This window comes from Nocardia sp. PLKS1-43 (assembly GCF_059510335.1).
This window is the reverse complement of the sequence record NZ_JCAJZQ010000004.1, coordinates 320,392-338,548: the sequence shown is the minus strand read 5'-3', so window position 1 is coordinate 338,548 and position 18,157 is coordinate 320,392. Positions and strand designations below refer to the sequence as shown.

At 68.0% G+C, this 18,157-nt stretch carries 15 protein-coding genes and 1 pseudogene; 8 read left to right on the top strand and 8 right to left on the bottom strand.

The annotated features are described in order from the left end of the window. Window positions 1-14: 14 nt before the first annotated feature. Both AC5WS7_RS17110 and rpsO read right to left on the bottom strand, forming a co-directional pair. The gene (locus AC5WS7_RS17110) at window positions 15-2,285 is read right to left on the bottom strand and encodes a polyribonucleotide nucleotidyltransferase (RefSeq protein ID WP_495955479.1); all 2,271 of its coding nucleotides are present in this window, start codon (window positions 2,283-2,285) and stop codon (window positions 15-17) included. Window positions 2,286-2,702: 417 nt separating this feature from the next. Beyond that, window positions 2,703-2,972: a 30S ribosomal protein S15 gene (rpsO, locus tag AC5WS7_RS17105; protein WP_067678534.1), complete on the bottom strand. Its 270-nt coding sequence runs from the start codon at window positions 2,970-2,972 to the stop codon at window positions 2,703-2,705. A gap of 221 nt (window positions 2,973-3,193) precedes the next feature. Here rpsO and AC5WS7_RS17100 point away from each other — a divergent pair, with 221 nt between their 5' ends. Beyond that, on the top strand, window positions 3,194-4,012 hold the full coding sequence (locus tag AC5WS7_RS17100; RefSeq protein WP_495955478.1) for an alpha/beta fold hydrolase: 819 nt from the start codon (window positions 3,194-3,196) through the stop codon (window positions 4,010-4,012). 37 nt (window positions 4,013-4,049) lie between these two features. Here AC5WS7_RS17100 and AC5WS7_RS17095 read toward each other — a convergent pair whose 3' ends face one another. After that, on the bottom strand, window positions 4,050-5,018 hold the full coding sequence (locus tag AC5WS7_RS17095; RefSeq protein ID WP_495955477.1) for a bifunctional riboflavin kinase/FAD synthetase: 969 nt from the start codon (window positions 5,016-5,018) through the stop codon (window positions 4,050-4,052). A gap of 296 nt (window positions 5,019-5,314) precedes the next feature. On the opposite strand from AC5WS7_RS17095, the gene AC5WS7_RS17090 reads away from it, so the two are divergent. Continuing rightward, a complete protein-coding gene (locus AC5WS7_RS17090) occupies window positions 5,315-5,977 on the top strand; it encodes a metal-dependent transcriptional regulator (RefSeq protein WP_495955934.1) in 663 nt (220 codons plus the stop codon). A gap of 260 nt (window positions 5,978-6,237) precedes the next feature. Here AC5WS7_RS17090 and AC5WS7_RS17085 read toward each other — a convergent pair. Beyond that, window positions 6,238-7,545 (bottom strand): annotated as a pseudogene (locus tag AC5WS7_RS17085) (MFS transporter); the annotation flags it as partial. An 825-nt stretch (window positions 7,546-8,370) separates the two neighbouring features. On the opposite strand from AC5WS7_RS17085, the gene AC5WS7_RS17080 reads away from it, so the two are divergent. Then, complete coding sequence (locus AC5WS7_RS17080; protein ID WP_495955476.1) at window positions 8,371-8,769, top strand: nitroreductase family deazaflavin-dependent oxidoreductase; 399 nt, start codon at window positions 8,371-8,373, stop codon at window positions 8,767-8,769. A gap of 105 nt (window positions 8,770-8,874) precedes the next feature. Here AC5WS7_RS17080 and AC5WS7_RS17075 read toward each other — a convergent pair whose 3' ends face one another. Further along, window positions 8,875-9,933 carry a tartrate dehydrogenase gene (locus tag AC5WS7_RS17075; protein WP_495955475.1) on the bottom strand — a complete coding sequence of 353 codons (1,059 nt, stop codon included), beginning with the start codon at window positions 9,931-9,933 and terminating at the stop codon, window positions 8,875-8,877. A 52-nt stretch (window positions 9,934-9,985) separates the two neighbouring features. Next, a complete protein-coding gene (locus AC5WS7_RS17070; RefSeq protein WP_495955933.1) occupies window positions 9,986-11,395 on the bottom strand; it encodes an NAD-dependent succinate-semialdehyde dehydrogenase in 1,410 nt (469 codons plus the stop codon). Between the two features lie 178 nt (window positions 11,396-11,573). Between AC5WS7_RS17070 and AC5WS7_RS17065 the strand changes: the two genes are divergently transcribed. Both AC5WS7_RS17065 and AC5WS7_RS17060 read left to right on the top strand, forming a co-directional pair. Further along, entirely contained in the window at window positions 11,574-12,815 is a 1,242-nt protein-coding gene (locus tag AC5WS7_RS17065; RefSeq protein ID WP_495955474.1) for an aspartate aminotransferase family protein, read from the top strand. Between the two features lie 8 nt (window positions 12,816-12,823). After that, window positions 12,824-13,321, top strand: a complete 498-nt coding sequence (locus AC5WS7_RS17060) for a DUF3830 family protein (protein WP_495955473.1) — start codon at window positions 12,824-12,826, stop codon at window positions 13,319-13,321. 136 nt (window positions 13,322-13,457) lie between these two features. Here AC5WS7_RS17060 and AC5WS7_RS17055 read toward each other — a convergent pair whose 3' ends face one another. Continuing rightward, the gene (locus AC5WS7_RS17055) at window positions 13,458-14,843 is read right to left on the bottom strand and encodes an amidase (protein WP_495955932.1); all 1,386 of its coding nucleotides are present in this window, start codon (window positions 14,841-14,843) and stop codon (window positions 13,458-13,460) included. A 27-nt stretch (window positions 14,844-14,870) separates the two neighbouring features. Next, complete coding sequence (locus AC5WS7_RS17050; RefSeq protein ID WP_495955472.1) at window positions 14,871-15,836, bottom strand: D-2-hydroxyacid dehydrogenase; 966 nt, start codon at window positions 15,834-15,836, stop codon at window positions 14,871-14,873. A gap of 86 nt (window positions 15,837-15,922) precedes the next feature. Between AC5WS7_RS17050 and AC5WS7_RS17045 the strand changes: the two genes are divergently transcribed. From AC5WS7_RS17045 to AC5WS7_RS17035, 3 genes are read left to right on the top strand one after another with little or no spacing between them, the layout of a single operon-like run. Next, window positions 15,923-16,663: a maleate cis-trans isomerase family protein gene (locus tag AC5WS7_RS17045; protein ID WP_495955471.1), complete on the top strand. Its 741-nt coding sequence runs from the start codon at window positions 15,923-15,925 to the stop codon at window positions 16,661-16,663. 13 nt (window positions 16,664-16,676) lie between these two features. After that, window positions 16,677-17,447, top strand: coding sequence for a maleate cis-trans isomerase family protein (locus AC5WS7_RS17040; RefSeq protein WP_495955470.1), 771 nt, complete (start codon window positions 16,677-16,679; stop codon window positions 17,445-17,447). Then, window positions 17,434-18,111 carry a GntR family transcriptional regulator gene (locus AC5WS7_RS17035; protein WP_495955469.1) on the top strand — a complete coding sequence of 226 codons (678 nt, stop codon included), beginning with the start codon at window positions 17,434-17,436 and terminating at the stop codon, window positions 18,109-18,111. The genes AC5WS7_RS17040 and AC5WS7_RS17035 overlap by 14 nt, the downstream gene beginning before the upstream one ends. The last annotated feature ends 46 nt before the right edge of the window (window positions 18,112-18,157 follow it).

The following is an 18,157-nucleotide window of genomic DNA, read 5'->3' as shown; positions in this document are numbered from 1 at the left end:
TCACACCAGAATGTTTACTCGGCACCGGCCTCGACCGCAGCACTCTCGTCGGCGGCGGGGGCCTCCGCGGTGTCGTCCTCGTCCACCGGGATGAGGGAGATCTTGCCGCGGTTGTCGATATCGGCGATCTCCACGCGCAGCTTGTCGCCGACGTTCACCACGTCCTCGACCTTGCCCACGCGCTTGCCGTTGCCCAGCTTGGAGATGTGCACCAGACCGTCGCGGCCCGGCAGCAGCGAGACGAACGCGCCGAAGGCGGTGGTCTTCACGACCGTGCCCAGGAAACGCTCGCCGACCTTCGGCAGCTGCGGGTTGGCGATCGCGTTGATCGCGTCGATCGCGGCCTGCGCGGACGGGCCGTCGGTCGCGCCGACGAACACGGTGCCGTCGTCCTCGATCGAGATGTTCGCGCCGGTGTCCTCGGTGATCTGGTTGATGACCTTGCCCTTGGGGCCGATCACCTCGCCGATCTTGTCGACCGGGATCTTGATCGCGGTGACGCGCGGGGCGTAGGGGCTCATCTCGTCCGGGGTGGCGATGGCCTCGGCCATCACGTCCAGGATGGTCAGCCGCGCGTCGCGGGCCTGGTTCAGTGCACCGGCCAGCACCTTCGACGGGATGCCGTCGAGCTTGGTGTCCAGCTGCAGCGCGGTGACGAAGTCCCGGGTGCCCGCGACCTTGAAGTCCATATCGCCGAACGCGTCCTCCGCGCCGAGGATGTCGGTCAGCGCGACGTAACGGGTCTCGGACTCACCGGAGTCGTTGGTGACCTCGTCGGAGACCAGGCCCATCGCGATGCCCGCGACCGGGGACTTCAGCGGCACACCGGCGTTCAGCAGCGCCAGGGTCGAGGCACAGACCGAACCCATCGAGGTGGAACCGTTGGAGCCCAACGCTTCCGAGACCTGACGGATGGCGTACGGGAACTCCTCCTGCGAGGGCAGCACCGGCACCAGCGCGCGCTCGGCGAGGGCGCCGTGGCCGATCTCGCGACGCTTCGGCGAACCGACGCGACCGGTCTCACCGGTGGAGAACGGCGGGAAGTTGTAGTGGTGCATGTAGCGCTTGCTGGTCTCCGGGCCGAGCGAGTCGACCTGCTGCGCCATCTTCACCATGTCGAGGGTGGTGACGCCCAGGATCTGGGTCTCACCGCGCTCGAACAGCGCCGAACCGTGCGCCCGCGGAACCACCGCGACCTCGGCCGACAGCGCGCGGATATCCGCCAGGCCGCGACCGTCGATGCGGAAGCCGTCGGACAGGATGCGCTGGCGCACAAGCTTTTTGGTGACCGAGCGGAACGCCGCGCCGATCTCCTTCTCGCGCCCGGCGAAATCCTCGGCCAGGCTGGACAGCACCGCGAGCTTGATCTCGTCGGTCCGCTCGTCGCGCTCCTGCTTGCCCGCGATGGACAGCGCCTCGTTCAGCTCGCGCTTCGCGGTGCCCTCGACGGCGGTGTAGACGTCCTCGCCGTACGGCGGGAAGAGCGGGAACTCCTCGGTGGGCTTGGCGGCCAGCGTCGCCAGGTCCTGCTGCGCGCGGCACAGCCGGGCGATGAACGGCTTGGCCGCCTCGAGCCCTTCGGCCACAACGGTTTCGGTGGGCGCCTGGGCGCCGTCGGCGACCAGGGCGATGACCTTCTCGGTGGCCTCCGCCTCGACCATCATGATCGCGACGTCACCGTCGACGACCCGGCCCGCGACGACCATGTCGAACACGGCGTCCTCGAGCTGCTCGTTGGTCGGGAACGCGACCCACTGACCCTCGATCAGCGCGACGCGCACGCCGCCGACCGGGCCCGAGAAGGGAAGTCCCGCGATCTGCGTCGACGCCGAGGCCGCGTTGATCGCGACCACGTCGTACAGATCCTTGGGATCCAGCGACATGACCGTCACCACGACCTGGATCTCGTTGCGCAGACCGTCGACGAACGACGGGCGCAGCGGGCGGTCGATCAGGCGGCAGGTCAGGATCGCGTCGGTGGAGGGGCGGCCCTCGCGGCGGAAGAACGAGCCGGGGATGCGGCCCGCGGCGTACATGCGCTCCTCGACGTCCACCGTCAGCGGGAAGAAATCGAATTGATCCTTGGGCTGCTTACCGGCCGTGGTGGCCGACAGCAACATGGTCTCGTCGTCCAGGTAGGCCACCACCGAACCGGCGGCCTGCTTGGCGAGGCGTCCGGTCTCGAACCGGACGGTGCGGGTACCGAAGGACCCGTTGTCGATCAGGGCGACCGACTCGAACACACCCGGTTCGACCTCGACGGCCGAGCTCACTGTGTCTGTCATCTCTTCTTCTCAACCTCTCGTCTTCGCCGGATCCAGCGCACATGAGCGCGATCCGGCTGTTCAGCCCTCAACCAAATCCCCGGCTGAGGGATAGTCCGTACCCAGGCTTGGGCGCGCGGCAACCCTCCTGGTTGCTACGCGTACACCCGACCGGTTCCCCCTTGGAAGCGGCGACGCGGAGGCGGCCATCGATCGAAGCCCTACGGCGGAGTCGTCTCCTGCCGAAAGGCCACTACCGAGGACCGACGCCACGAGGACGGATGCGTACGGCATGTGGCACCGCCGTACCGGAACCCCAGGGGGTCCGCATGCACGACTAGCCGACGGGGAGATTGTATGCCTCCCCGTCGGCTGCCTTGTCAACTGCCTCACTGTGTCGCTGCGGAAATCCGGTGATCTCCGGCATCGCGGACAGTCCTAGCGACGCAGGCCCAGACGCTCGATCAGCGAACGGTAACGCTCGATGTCCTTGGCCTGCAGGTACTTCGACAAGCGACGACGACGACCGATCAGGGCCAGCAGGCCGTGCCGGGTGTGGTGGTCGTGCTTGTGCACCTTCAGGTGCTCGGTGAGGTCGGAGATCCGCTTGGACAGCAGCGCGATCTGGGCCTCCGGCGAACCGGTGTCCTTCTCGTGCAGGCCGTACTCCTTGAGGATGGCCGACTTCTGCTCGGTGGTCAGAGCCACGAAATCACTCCTGATGTTTCAGTCCGCGCTCGAGGGACCGGGAACGAATCCCGGGCGGGCGCCGCCACGAACCGCAGCAAACCCGACGAGCCAGCATACCGGATCACCTGCGGCGATCCGAATCGGCCGCGTGACGTACCGCGCCCGTTACCCCGGAGGTAATCGCGTTCATTCCCTCGAGCCGCGAATATCGGTGACACACCACAGAACAGGAGAAAACGATGCCGTACTTCCAGAGCACCGACGGAACCACCCTCGCCTACGAGGTCTACGGGTCGGGCGCGCCGATCGTGTTCCTGGCGGGGTGGTCGCTCAACACCGATATGTGGGAGCACCAGGTGCCGTACTTCGTCGAGCGGGGTTACCGGTGCATTCTGCTCGACCGGCGCGGACACGGCCGCTCCGATCGTCCTGCCGAGGGCTACGACAACGACACCCGCGCGGACGACGTCGCCGCGCTGCTGGACCACCTCGACATCCGCGACGCGGTGCTGATCGGGCACTCCGGCGGTGGCGCGGAAGCGGTGCACTACCTGGCCCGCCACGGTCAGGACCGGATTCGGCGGATGGTGCTGATCGCCGCGGCGGTGCCGAAGCTGAGCTGGAGTCCGGATCATCCCGCCGGCATCCCGCAGGCGATGATCGACGCCTCGATCGCGGCGCTGTGCGCGGACCGGGCCAAGTGGATGGCCGATCGAGCGCAGGGCTACTTCGCGACGCATCTGGGTAACGACGTGTCCGCGGCGCTCATCGACGAGGAGGTCCGCCGCTGCCTGTCGGCCGCTCCCTGGGCGGCGAAGACGATGCAACGCGCGATCGGCGAGTCGGATCTGCGTCCCGATCTGGCGGAGATCACCATCCCGGTGCTACTGCTGCACGGCCTGGCCGATCAGTCCATTCCGATCGAGCCGACCAGCCGCGTCGCGGTGCAGCTGTTGAAGGACGCCGAGCTGAAGGAGTACCCCACGGCCGGGCACGGGCTCTACGTCACCCACGCATCGACGCTGAATGCCGACATCGCCGAATTCATCTCGGCCTGAACAGTTTTCGAGGTCGCGGACGACGCCGGGCGCCGGGCTACCGCCCGGGTTCGGCGAGCAGTTCGCGGGTGCGGTCCACGTCGCGGGCGATCTCGGCGGTCAACTCCTCGACCGAGGCGAAGGCGCGCATCGGGCGCAGGTGTTCCACGAAATCCACCGCGACGTGCTGTCCGTACAGGTCGGCGTCGGTGTCCAGGACGAACGCCTCCACGGTGCGGGTGCGGCCGGAGAAGGTCGGATTGGTGCCGATCGAGATCGCCGCCATCATCCGTTTGCCCGGCTGGGTCGTGCCGATCACCGCGCCGGGAGTCAGAACGGTGAACCATCCGGCGTACACGCCGTCCGCCGGAATGGCCGCGTGCATGGGCGGGGCCACGTTGGCGGTCGGGTAACCCAGGTCCCGGCCGCGGCCGTCGCCGTGCACGATGACGCCCTCGAGCCGGTGCGGGCGGCCCAGCGCGTCGGCCGCCGCGGCCATGTCACCGGCATCGACGCAGGCGCGAATGTAGGTGGAGGAGAAGGTGACCGCGTGCTCGCCGACCAGTTTGACCCCGTCGACCTCGAAGCCGAAACGCGCGCCGAGCTCCTGCATGGTCGCCACGGTGCCCGCGGCCTTCTTGCCGAAGGTGAAGTTGTCCCCGACCACGACCTCGCACACGTGCAGCTTCTCCACCAGCAGATCGTGCACGTAGCGCGCCGGGGTGAGCTTCATGAACTCGTGGGTGAACGGCATCACGCAGAAGACGTCGACGCCGAGTTCCTCGACCAGATCCGCCCGGCGGGTCAGGGTGGTCAGCTGCGCGGGGTGCGAACCCGGGCGGACCACCTCCATGGGGTGCGGGTCGAAGGTCATCAGCACCGAGGGAACACCGCGCACGGCCGCGGATTTCACGGCGCGACCGATCAGCTGGGCATGACCGCGGTGCACGCCGTCGAACACCCCGATGGTCAGGACACAACGGCCCCAGTCAGCGGGCATCTCCTCGAGACTTCGCCATCTCTGCACACACCGCAGCCTAGTCACGCCCGCCCGTGGCGGGCATTCCGCGGTGTGGATGTTCACAGCCGCGCAGGACGCGGATCCGTCCCGCGTCACGCATCCGTCATCTTCCCCGGAGCCGCTCCCCCGCCCGCGCATCGCCCGCACCGCTACGGCTCGGTCGGCGCGACCTGCCCGGCTAAGCTCGATGTGTGCCCGGAAAACGCGATGTCGCCACCCGACGTGAGCTCGTCGACCCCGCCGTGTCGCCGATATCCCAGGGCTCCTCGCAGACCGAGTCCGGGCTCGGTTCCGGCGGGAGTATCGCTCCGGTGCTGTCCTCGGTCGCCCAGGACTATCTCAAGGTGATCTGGACAACGCAGGAATGGTCGCAGGAGAAGGTGACCACCAAACTGCTGGCCGAACGCATCGGCGTCTCGGCGTCCACGGTGTCCGAGGCGGTGCGCAAACTCGCCGACCAGGGCCTGGTCGAACATGCCCGCTACGGTGCGATCACGCTGACCGAGGAGGGCCGCCGCGCGGCCATCACGATGGTGCGCCGTCATCGGCTCATCGAGACGTTCCTGGTCAACGAGCTCGGCTACGGCTGGGACGAGGTGCACGACGAGGCCGAGGTGCTCGAGCACGCGGTCTCCGAGACGCTGATGGAACGCATCGACACCAAACTCGGTCATCCGGACCGCGATCCGCACGGCGATCCGATTCCGTCGGTGGACGGGGCGGTGCCCACGCCCCCCGCCCGGCAGCTCAGTGACTTCCAGGCCGGCGAAAACGGCCGGGTGGCAAGGATTTCCGATTTCGACCCGGCGATGCTGCGGTATTTCGACTCGGTCGGCATCGCGCTGGATACCCCGATCACGGTGGTGGAGCGGCGAGATTTCGCGGGCACCATCGCGATACGGATCGGCGAACAGATCGTGGATCTGGGCAGTCCGGCCGCGGAAGCCATCTGGCTCACGTCCTGAAGAGATCGAGAGCACCATCGCCCGGATCGGTCCCACCGGGCCGAACCGCTGGAGTCGACCACCACAAGTCTTGCGAAGCCTCCGTATTCGTGTGCGTTCGATACCTGATGCCCCGCGGCTCGCATGCCCTCGACCAGCCGAATGACCTGAGCACGCAGCGCCGCGCAGAAAATGCCGTTCCGGAATCCGGATTTGATGAGCACCGACCATTCATCATCCCCCCAAGTCAAATTCCTGATCTCCGGGAGGCACAGGACTGCGGTGACACTGACCAGCACCCACACGCTGCCCGTGGTGAGCAGGAGTGCGGTACCGACGTGCTGTGTGAGCGGCGCGACCACGACGAGCCCCAGCGGTGTCAACCCGGTGGTGAGAGTGAAATCCCAGGCGCTCACCCGTGAGCGGACGTTGTCCGCCACCTTCTGTTGCAGCAGCGTCGCCCAGAGCGCACCGAAATAGCCCACCACACACCCTTTCACCAGCTCCGACGCCGCGATGGGCCACGCCCACCTCGAATAGGCCAGCAACAGGGGCGAAACCGCGCCGATGTACATCAGCGCGGTGCACACCAGCATCGGGCGAGCCGGCCGCGACCGATGTGCGAGCACCGGTCCCGCAAGGGTGCCGACCAGGAACGCGGTCGAGATCATCGCCCACGCGGACACACCTCCCAGGCGGTGCGCGGCAATGATCGGGCCCAGCACTGTCATCGGCGCGATGACCAGCGGCAGGTCGATGCAGGAACGCAACAGTTCGGCCAACAGCCAACGCCGAGAACGGACTTCGTGCCATCCGCCGCGCAGTTCACGCCACATGCCGCGGTTCGGTGTGGCGGCCCCGGCGGCCGCCCGTTGTCGCATCGCCGCGAGGAACGCCGCGCTGATCACGAAGCTGATCCCGTCCAGCAGCACCGCCACTCCCGGCGAGCTGACGCTGATGACGAAGGCGGCGATCGGGGCACCGGCCACATATGTCGAAGCCCGAACGGTCTGCATGAGCGAATTGGCCTGGCGTAACTGGTCCGCGGGCACCGTCGCCGGCACCAAACCGGCGACCGCGGGCACGAAAAGTGAACGCGCGGAGCCGAATACCAGTCCCAACAGGGCAAGGTGCCATACCCGCGCGCACCCGGTCAGCACAACCGCGGCCACCGCGAGCTGGCAACTGCCGCACACCAGATCGGAGAACACCAGCAAACGGCGTCGCTCCAATCTGTCCGCCCACACGCCGCTGAGCAATGTCAGCGCGACTGTGGGAAATTGCCGAGCCGCCAGCACGAGCGCCAATTGCGCTGGGCCACCGCCGATTCGCAGCACCACGAACGTCAGCGCGAACAATTGCAGTCCATCGCCAACCGCGGATGTCGAATACGCTGTGAACAGCTTTCTGAACTCCGCATGCGCTAGGACGCCGAATCCCCGGAACGAGGCCGTCAACCGACACTCCTGCTGGTGTCCAGTGCGGCCGGCACCCCCGAGATGCAGTCCCGAAGCGCAAGCTGCGGTCCGGTGACCAATGATGTGAGCGGCAATGGTCCCCCAGTACAGTCGGCAGATCCGCGACGGCATGCCGGATATCGCAGCGCTCGAACGACAATACAATCTCCCCGTCGGCCACTGTCAGGCAATGGACGCCACGCACCCGCGACCCCGGCCGCCAGAGTTCGTGAAACCTCCTCCGGGGCAATGGCTTTCAGCCAGCGTGTGGTCAGCGGGCCGGGGCCGCCGTCCAGGCGGTCGGACTCGAAGCCCGAGCGGTGGCCGCAGCCCAGGGCGGAGCGCGGCCGCCTTCGCCCTCGACGTCGGCAGATATCCGTCCGGTGCGTTCTGCTCCGCATCCCCCGGATCGGCGGCCATGAGACACTATCGTCCGGTCCCGAGGTCATCGACTATCGAACCGATCAGACGAACGTGCCGACATTGCCGGTGGCCAGACGGGTGGAGGGCCCGTGCGGTGCGGACATACATCGAATTCGGTGCACCGGCATCGAACGGCTGCCGCAGGTGGCAGGCGACCGCGGAAGCACACCCCGGCGTGGCCCCACCGCCAGGGCCGCTCGATGCGATAGGTCAGCCCCGATGATTCCGGTCCGAAGCCGACCGGGCCAGCGCTTCGAGGGTGCCGACCTCGCGCGAGGGGACGATCATCGCCCGGAATCATGGCAGGCGACCGGCGTTTCGGTGACGCCGCCGGCCGCCGCCGGCGCTCGAAAGCGGCTCAGATGCTCATCGAGCGCCGGCGGCGGTCGTATCCGAGACAGTGCCCGGCAGGCCCGTAGGCAGCCACCGGACACCATCAGGTATTCGGCGCTGCGGTCGCTGTGGATCTGCCATATTTTCATCGGAGTCGACAATCCGGCGCGCACGACTGCGCCCCACTGAAAGGGTGACCGTATGCCTACGCCCGACCGTGAAGTCAGCTTGTTCCCGGAGTGGCTGGATCGCATCCAGACCCGATACGTGAATCCGGTGGTTCGGCCGCTGGCCCCGTATCTGCCTTGGTTCGCCGTCATCGAACACGAGGGGCGAAAGACCGGCCGGGCGTATTCCACGCCCGTCAACGCCTTCCGCTTCGACGACACCCTGTGCGTCGCCCTGGGACACGGCCGCACCGATTGGGTGAAGAACGTACTCACCGCGGGCAAGGCCGAGGTGCGGATCCTCGGGCGCCGGCGGCGAATCGTCAATCCCCGCGTCGTGGATCGCGAGGAGGCCGGCCCCGGGCTGCCGCTGGCCGCACGACTCGCCGGCACCCGGGTCAAGCTGTTCCTCGCCGATATCGCGACGGACTGACCGGCCCGACGGCGAGGTGCGCTCAGCGGCCCGCCGTATGAACCCGCCGCGGCGGTGGGCCGCCGCGCGATCGCGACGGCCCACCGAACGGAATCAATTACCGCGTCAGGGAATCAGGCTCACCGCGCGTTCGGCGATCGCCGTGCCGACGTCGGTGGTGGTGCTGGTTCCGCCCAGGTCGGGGGTGCGGATCGCGCCCTCGGCCAGCACATCGCAAACCGCGCGATCGATGGCGGCCGCGGCCGCGCGTTCGCCCAGATGATCGAGCATCATCGCGGCGGCCAGGATCTGGGCGACCGGATTGGCGATGCCCTGACCCGCGATATCGGGTGCGCTGCCGTGTACGGCCTCGAACATCGAGGGCGTATCGCGCTGCGGGTTGATATTGCCCGACGGCGCCAGGCCCAGTCCGCCGGTGACGGCCGCGGCCAGGTCCGAGAGGATGTCACCGAACAGGTTCGAGCCGACGATGACGTCCAGGCGATCGGGATGCAGCACGATCTCCGCTGCCAGGGCGTCCACATGCATCTGCCGGGTCTGCACGGCGGGGTATTCGCTCGCGATGCGCTCGAAGACGCTGTCCCAGTACGGCATCGAATGAATCAGGCCGTTGGATTTGGTGGCCGAGCACAGCCGCCCGCCGCGCTGGGCGGCCTGCTCGAAGGCGTACCGGATGATGCGCTCACAGCCCGCGCGGGTGAATACCGATTCCTGCAGTACGAACTCCTCCGGACGGCCCGGATTGTGGATGCCGCCGATTTCGGAGTACTCGCCCTCGGAATTCTCCCGGACGATGAGGATGTCCAGATCCGCCGCGGTGCGGTCGCGCAACGCCGATTCGGTGCCCGGCAGCAGGCGCACCGGACGCAGATTCACGTACTGCCCGAAGGCGCGGCGCAGCGGAATCAGCAAGCCCCACAGCGAGATATGGTCCGGCACCCCCGGAAAGCCCACCGCGCCGAGCAGGATCGCGTTGAATCCGGCGAGCCGGACCGGGCCGTCCGGCGGCATCATCGATCCGGTGCGCAGGTAGTTCTCGCACGACCAGTCGAATTCGGTCCATTCGATGCCGGGCAGTACCGCGTCCACGACTCGCACCGCCTCGGCGGTCACGTCGACCCCGATGCCGTCGCCGGGGATGGTCGCGATTCGGTAGGTACTCAACGAATCTCCCTCACAGTGTTGCCGATGTATTCCCGCACCCTGGTCGCGCCGCTCAGATCTTCACGCCGATGTACTTGGTCTCGAGGAACTCGTCGATTCCGGTGAATCCGCCTTCGCGACCCAGGCCCGATTCCTTCACCCCGCCGAACGGAGCCGCGGGGTTGGAGATCACGCCCTGATTCAGTCCTACCAGACCGGTTTCCAGCGCCTCGCTCACCCGCAGGCCGCGCCGCAGGCTCTCGGTGTAGACGTAGCCGATCAGCCCGTAGGGGGTGTCGTTGGCGCGTTCGACCGCCTCGGCCTCGGTGTCGAAGGCGGTCAGAGCCGCTACCGGGCCGAAGATTTCGGTGTGGCACATCGCCGCATCGTCCGGCACGCCGGTGAGAACCGTTGCGGGATAGAAGTTTCCGGGACGGCCGTCGGCTTCGCCGCCGAGCAGGACGGTCGCGCCGCGCTGTTTGGCGTCGGCCACCAGGTCGGTCACCTTCGTCACCGCGTCGCTGTCGATGAGCGGACCGACCACCGCGTCCGGCTCGGTGCCGCGCCCCATCGGCAGCGCCGCCATCCGCTCGGTCAGCCGGCGGGCGAAATCGTCGATGACGGTGCGCTGCACCAGGATTCGATTCGCCGCGGTGCACGTCTGGCCGATATTGCGCATCTTCGCCGCGAGCAGTCCCGCCACGGCCTCGTCCAGATCGGCGTCCTCGAACACCACGAACGGCGCGTTGCCGCCGAGTTCCATCGAGGTCCGCATCACCGTGCGGGCGCACTGTTCCAGCAGGATCTTGCCGACGGCGGTGGATCCGGTGAAGGAGAGTTTGCGGGAACGCTCGTCCATGATCATCGGCGTCATCAGCGCGGCCGGATCGGAGGTGGTCACCACGTTCACCACACCCGCGGGCAGTCCCGCGCGAACCAGGATGTCGGCCAGGGCCAGCATGGACAGCGGGGTCTGCTCGGCGGGTTTGACCACGCAGGTGCAGCCCGCGGCCAGGGCCGGGCCGATCTTGCGGGTGCCCATCGCGAGCGGGAAATTCCACGGCGTGATGAGCAGGCTCGGGCCGACCGGCTGGCGGGTGACCAGGAAACGCGATCCGCCGCCGGGCGCGGGCATGTAGCCGCCGTCCAGGCGGACCGCCTCCTCGGCGAACCAGCGGAAGAACTCAGCGGCATAAGAGATTTCGCCGCGCGCCTCGGCCAGCGGCTTGCCCATCTCCAGGGTCATGATCAGGGCGAGGCGCTCGGTCTCCTCGAGCAGCAGGCGGTAGGCGCGCATGAGCAGATCGCTGCGCTCGCGCGGCGGGGTGCGCGCCCAATCGGCCTGCGCGTTCGCGGCGGCCGCCAGAGCGTCCAGGCCGTCGTCGGGGGTGGCGTCGGCCACCTCACACAGCACCTGCCCGGTCGCCGGATCCTCGACCGGCAGCCGCGCGGCGGTCTGGCGCCAGCCGCCCCCGATGAACAGTCCCGTGGGAACGCTCTCGATCGCCAGACGTTCGGTCTCGTTCACGCCTTCGCTGGTGTGCGTCACTGCCTGCTCCTCGATCCCCGCAGACCATTGCTGCGGCCCTCCCCGCCATGATATGCATATTGTCAACAATCCTACAACAGACAATCCGACCCGACTTTCCGAGGCGGCTACCATGTCCGAGCTTTCCCCTCTCCTCAAACAAGCCACTCCCGTCACGGTCGACCACGGCGAGGGGTGCTATCTGTACGGCACCGACGGCCGCCGGTATCTGGACTTCACCGCTGGTATCGGGGTCACCAGTACCGGCCACTGCCACCCGCGGGTCGTCGAGGCCGCCCGTGCCCAGGTCGGCAGCCTCATCCACGGCCAGTACACCACCGTCATGCACCGCCCGCTGCTCGAACTCACCGAGAAGCTGGGTGCGGTACTGCCCGAGGGGCTGAATTCACTGTTCTTCGCCAATTCCGGCAGTGAGGCGATCGAGGCGGCGCTGCGTCTGGTGCGGCAGGCCACCGGCCGGCCCAATGTCATCGTGTTCCACGGCGGCTTCCACGGCCGTACCGTCGCGGCGGCGACCATGACGACTTCCGGTACCCGGTTCTCGGCCGGTTTCAGCCCGCTGATGGGCGGGGTGCACGTCGCGCCGTTCCCCACCGCGTACCGGTACGGCTGGTCCGAGGAGCAGGCGACGGAATTCGCACTGCGCGAACTGGATTACCTGTTCGCGACGCTGAGCTCCCCGGCGGAGACCGCGGCGTTCATCGTGGAGCCGGTGCTCGGCGAGGGCGGCTACATCCCCGGCAACACCGCGTTCTTCCAGGGACTGCGCGAGCGCGCCGACCGGCACGGCATCCTGCTGGTGTTCGACGAGATCCAGACCGGATTCGGGCGCACCGGAAAGTTCTTCGGGCATCAGCATTTCGACGTGCGGCCCGATGTGATCACCATCGCCAAGGGCCTGGCCAGCGGTTTCCCGCTCTCGGGTATCGCCGCGTCGGAGGAGTTGATGGCCAAGGCCTGGCCCGGCTCGCAGGGCGGCACCTACGGCGGTAACGCGGTCGCCTGCGCGGCGGCCGTCGCGACGCTCGAGGTCATCGAATCCGAAGGACTGGTCGAGAATGCCGCCGTGCGCGGACGTCAGCTGGTCGAGGGCGTCCGCAAGTCCGCCACCGCCGCGGTGGGCGACGTCCGCGGCCTGGGCCTGCTGGTGGGGTCCGAATTCACCACGGCCACGGGGGAACCCGACACCGCCACCGCGAGCGCGGCGCAGCGCCTGGCCGCGCAGAAGGGGCTGCTGCTGCTGACCTGCGGCGCGTACAGCAATGTCGTGCGGATGATTCCGCCGCTGGTGGTGTCCGAGAGCCAGGTCGACGACGCACTGGCGCTGTGGTCCGACGTCCTCGACGAACTCTAGGAGTTGCTATGCCGCGCTATCTGACCATCACCCTGACCAAGGCCGGAATCTCTTGCCGGGCAAGGCTTCTCGATGACGAAGCCCCGCTCACCTGCGCCGCGGTGTGGGACGCCCTCCCACAGGAGGGCGACGCGTTCCACGCCAAGTACGCCCGCAACGAGGTCTACACCCTGGTGCCCCGCATCACCGCCGCACCGCACCGCGAAAACCCCACCATCACACCGATTCCCGGCGACGTCTGCCTCTTCGACTTCGAACCCTGGGAAATCGGCAACCCCGCCTACGGCTACGAGCCGGGCTCCGAGGCCCACCACGCTCAGGGCGCGACCGACCTGGCCCTCTTCTACGGACGCAACAACCTGCTGCTCAACGGCGACGTGGGTTGGGTCCCGGGCAATGTCTTCGCCACGATCGAAGAGGGTCTGCCCGCCCTCGCCACCGCCTGCAACAACCTGTGGCTGCGCGGCGTCGAGGGGGAAACGCTCGCTTTCGCGCGCGCCGAATAGCGGGACATCCGCCGATACGCCCGAGCCCGGTCCACCAACCTCGTCGGTGGACCGGGCTCGGGCGTGCCGGCACACAGCTCGGTGGCGTCGACACACAGCGGCCCCCGAACGTCGTGTTCGGGGGCCGTGGTGCGCGTCAGGAGGCCAGGACCGTCTCCGCGAAACGGGCTACCGCCAGAACCAGGTCGTCGGAGTGACGGGGGCCGACGATCTGCAGGCCCACCGGCAGCCCGGCGGCGGTCGTGCCCGCGGGGATGGAGATGGCGGGCTGCTGGGTCATGTTGAACGGGTAGGTGAAACCGGTCCACTGCGGCCAGCTGCTCAGACCGCTGCCCGGCGGGACGTCGTGTCCGGCCTCGAACGCGGGGATGGGCATGGTGGGGGTGATCAGGACGTCGTGCGCGGTGTGGAACGCGCCCATCACGATGCCGACCTCGGCCGCGATGGCGCGGGCGTCCAGGTAGTCGACCGCGGAACAGGTCTTGCCGCGATCCCAGACCTCACCCAGCCCCGGATCGACGCGCTCGCGGGTGCCCTCGGGGAATTTCGAGAGCATCGTCGCCGCCCCCGCGGCCCACAGCACTTCGAAGGCCTCGAGCGGATCGGCGAATCCCGGATCCGCCGCCACCACGTGCAGGCCCGCCTCGTCCAGCCGGCGCACCGCCGCCTCCACGAGCGAGGCGACCTCCGGATCGACGTCGACATAGCCCAGCGTGCCCGAATAGGCGACCGTGCAGCCGCGCACGTCGCGGGCGAGCTGGCTGCGGAACGTCGTCAGCGTGGGGGCCAGCGCGGTCGGGTCGCGCGGATCGGGCAGCGACAGGATGTCCATCAGCAGCGCCGCGTCCTCGACGGTGCGGGTCATCGGGCCCGCGTGCGCGAGCGGGCCGAACGGGCTCGCCGGGTACAGCGGGATGCGGCCGTGCGTCGGTTTGAACCCGACGATGCCGCAGAACGAGGCCGGAATCCGCACGCTGCCGCCGCCGTCGGTGCCGACCGAGATCGGGCCCATCCCGCCCGCGACCGCCGCGGCGCTGCCGCCCGACGAGCCGCCCGCGGTCTTGGTCGGATCCACCGGATTGCGGGTGATACCCGTCAGCGCACTGTCGGTGACGCCCTTCCACGCCAGCTCCGGAGTCGTCGTCTTGCCCACGAACACCAGGCCGTCCTCGCGCAGCCGGGCGGCCACCGGGCTGTCCACCGGCCACGGCACATCGGCCTGGATCGAGGTGGAACCGCGGCGGGTGGGCCAGCCCTCGGTCAGGAAGATGTCCTTGATCGAGATCGGCACCCCGTCCAGCAGACCCTGGACATGCCCGGAATGCCAGCGCGCCTCGGACTCCTTGGCCTGCACCATCGACCGGTCCGGGTCGACGAGACAGTACGCGTTGACCGAATCGTTGCGAGCGGCGATCGCGTCCAGGATCGCGCGGGTCGCTTCCACCGGCGACAACGCACCCGCCGAGTATGCCGTGACCAGCTCGACCGCGGTCATGGCGGCAGGCTCGGTGGGAATATCGATATCGGGGTGGGCCATAGCTGACTCCCTTCAGGCGGGCACGTAACCCAGCCTCTTGTCGACCACGTTGTCCAGCGGCCGGCCATCGATCCACTTCCGGAAATTGGCGGCGAACGCCGCGACGATCTCGCGACGCCATCCGACGAAATCACCGGAATTGTGTGGCGTGAGGTGAACATTCGGCAGATCCCACAGCGCATGGCCGGGTGGCAGCGGCTCGGGATCGACGACATCGAGTGCAGCACCGGCCAGAGCACCGGCCCGCAGTGCGGCCACGAGGTCGTCTGTCACTACTGATTCCCCACGACCCACGTTGATGAAACGGGCATGTGGTTTGAAGGCCGTAAAAGCTCGAGCATCGAACATCTCCCGGGTCTGCGCGGTCAGCGGCGCGACGGCGACGACATAGTCCGCTTCGGGAAGTTCGGCGTGCAGATCGGTGCCGACGGCGCCGAAATCGGGATCGTCGGTGCGCGGGCGACGGCCCAGCCCGCGCACGCGCATACCCACCGCACGCAGCAGCCGCGCGATCGCCCGGCCGATCGATCCGGTACCGACGATCAGCACCGAAGCACCCGCGATTCGTTCGGATTCTCGATGATGCCACTGGTGGTCGCGCTGCAGGCGCTGCGACTCCGGCAGATCCTTGGCGAAGGAAAGTATCTGCGCGAGAACGTATTCGGCGATGGACGTATCGAAGACGCCGCGGGTGTTGGTGACGGTGACATCGCTGGCGACGAGGTCGTCGAACAACACCGAATCGACACCGGTCGCGCCGACGTGCAACCATGACAAGCGGTCCGCCGCGGGCCATGCGCCCGGCAGCGCCGTGGTCAGGAAGTCGTAGACGAACAGTGCTTCGGCACCGCGCAAGGCCTCGGCCAACCCATCCGCAGCCGTGTAGCGAACCTCGGCCCGCTCTTCGACCGGGCGCATCAGCTGCGCATCGGGCCGAGTGCCATCGTGCAGGACGGTGACTATGGGGCCCTCTTTCACATTGACAGACTAAAAACACATCGTATGATTGTCAACAATCCGATCGTGTGCGGAGGACTACCAGGCTGGACGCGAGAGGGGCCCTCGTGGAACTGAATTTGCCCGAATTCGACGGGCCGGTGGCCCAACGGGGCATTGGCATCATCGCGCCGTTCGATCTCGCGTTGGAGCGGGAACTATGGCGCTGGGCGCCGCTCGAGGTGAGCCTGCACCTCGCGCGGACCCCGTACGAACCCGTGCCGGTTTCGGTCGAAATGGCCGAATTGGTTTCCGACGCAGTGCATCTCACCGCGGCCACCCGCAACGTGCTACATGTGGATCCGGAGGTCATCGCTTATCTGTGCACTTCGGGCAGTTTCATCAAGGGGCTGGAGTACGAGCGGTCTTTGGTCGAGGCGATCTGCCGGGCCGGCGCCGCGGACGCGGTGACCACCTCGGGGGCGCTGGTGGAGGCGATCACCAAACTCGAGATCGGCCGGCTGTCGGTGATCACCCCGTACGACGAGATCCTCACCCACAAACTGCACGACTTCCTCGACGAAGCCGGCTGCGATGTCATCCGCTCGGACCATCTCGGCCTGGGCGGCGGCATCTGGAAGGTCAGCTACCGCACCATCGCCGAACGCATCATCAACGCCGACGACCCGCAGGCGCAGGCGATCTTCGTCAGCTGTACCAACCTGCCCACCTACGACCTGATCGAACCGCTCGAACAGGCCCTGGGCAAACCCGTGCTCACCGCCAACCAACTCACCATGTGGGCATGCCTGGGCCGGATGAAACTGCCGATGATGGGGCCCGGCAAATGGCTCCAGAACGTGTTCTGACCGAAGGAGACCCATGACACCGACGATCGGCTTCATCTACCCCGACCACGCCGCCGAGGACGACTACCCCCGCGCCGCGGCGGCGCTGGGTGTGGATCTGCGTGTCGTGCACATCTACGGCACCGACCTGCACGCGGTACCCGAACTGCTCGATCTGGGCAGCCCGGCCCGGTTGCGCGAGGGTGCGGCGCTGCTGGCCGAGTACGAGCCGAGCGCGGTGGTGTGGGCGTGCACCTCCGGGAGTTTCGTCTACGGCCCCGAGGGTGCGCGAGAGCAGGTTCGCGGGCTCGCCGAGGCCGCCGCGGCGCCCGCGTCCAGCACCAGCTTCGCCTTCGTCAACGCGGCGCGGGCGATCGGGGTGACGCGGGTCGCGGTGTGCGCGAGCTATCCGGACGACGTCGCCCGGCTGTTCGTGGAATTCCTCGCCGCCGAGGGCATCGAGGTGCTGTCGATGTCCAGCGCGGGTATCGACACCGCCGCGGAGGTCGGCACGCTGCGTCCCGATCAGGTCCTGGAACTGGCCGTGGCCAACGATCACCCCGACGCACAGGCGCTGCTGATTCCCGATACCGCCATGCACACCCTGGAGGTGCTGCCGAAGCTCGAGGCGACGCTGGGCAAACCGGTTCTCACCGCCAATCAGGTAACGATCTGGGAGGGGCTGCGCCTGGCCGGATATGCTCCCGGCACCGCACCCTCGCCCGGCGCCCCGACGGGCTCCGTCATCGAACCCTCGGGACTGGGAAAGCTATTGTCCGAAAGGCTGACTCATGTCGGTGATTGAATTCGAGCCGGTCAATCGGCAGTCCACCGCCGAGATGATCGCCGACCGGCTGCGCGACGCCATCATGCACGGCACCCTCGGCCCCGGCGCGCAGCTGGTCGAGGCGGATCTCGCCGCCCAGTTCGACGTTTCGCGCGGGCCGGTCCGAGAAGCCATGCAGCGCTTGGTATCCGAGGGCCTGCTGCACAGCATCCGGCATCGCGGCATCTTCGTCATCGAGCTCACCCCCGACGACGTGGTCGACGTCTACCGGGCGCGCACCGCCATCGAGGGCGGTGCGCTGGAGCTGATCCTGGACGGGCGTCGCGCGATCGCCTACGAGGCCCTCGGCCCGAGCGTCGCCGAGATGCTGACCTACGCCGAGCGCGGTGACGCCGCGGGCGTCTCCGCCGCCGACCAGGCCTTCCACGAGGCACTGGTGGAAAGCGCCGCCAGCACCCGGCTCACCCGCGCCGCCCGCACCCTGCTGATCGAGACCCGGATGTGCCTCGGCGCTCTGCAGTCGGCCTATCCGGACATCGGCGAACAGGCCCGCGAACACGTCGACCTGCGCGAAGCCATCGGCAACGGCTCCCCCGAGCACGCCCGCACGCTCCTGATCCACCACATGCACGACGCGGTCGAGCGGCTTCGTCCGCTCCAGCACGAGCCGGAGGTGAGCTGAGACCGCCGTCAGCCCATAGCTCTCCGCGTGACACCAGGTAGCACAC

Bases quoted from the DNA above. Each gene is read 5' to 3' on its own strand.
- AC5WS7_RS17065 (WP_495955474.1), top strand. From the start codon at position 11,574: ATGTCCGAGCTTTCCCCTCTCCTCAAACAAGCCACTCCCGTCACGGTC.
- AC5WS7_RS17040 (WP_495955470.1), top strand. From the start codon at position 16,677: ATGACACCGACGATCGGCTTCATCTACCCCGACCACGCCGCCGAGGAC.
- AC5WS7_RS17060 (WP_495955473.1), top strand. From the start codon at position 12,824: ATGCCGCGCTATCTGACCATCACCCTGACCAAGGCCGGAATCTCTTGC.
- AC5WS7_RS17080 (WP_495955476.1), top strand. From the start codon at position 8,371: ATGCCTACGCCCGACCGTGAAGTCAGCTTGTTCCCGGAGTGGCTGGAT.
- AC5WS7_RS17110 (WP_495955479.1), bottom strand. From the start codon at position 2,285: ATGACAGACACAGTGAGCTCGGCCGTCGAGGTCGAACCGGGTGTGTTC.
- AC5WS7_RS17035 (WP_495955469.1), top strand. From the start codon at position 17,434: ATGTCGGTGATTGAATTCGAGCCGGTCAATCGGCAGTCCACCGCCGAG.
- AC5WS7_RS17100 (WP_495955478.1), top strand. From the start codon at position 3,194: ATGCCGTACTTCCAGAGCACCGACGGAACCACCCTCGCCTACGAGGTC.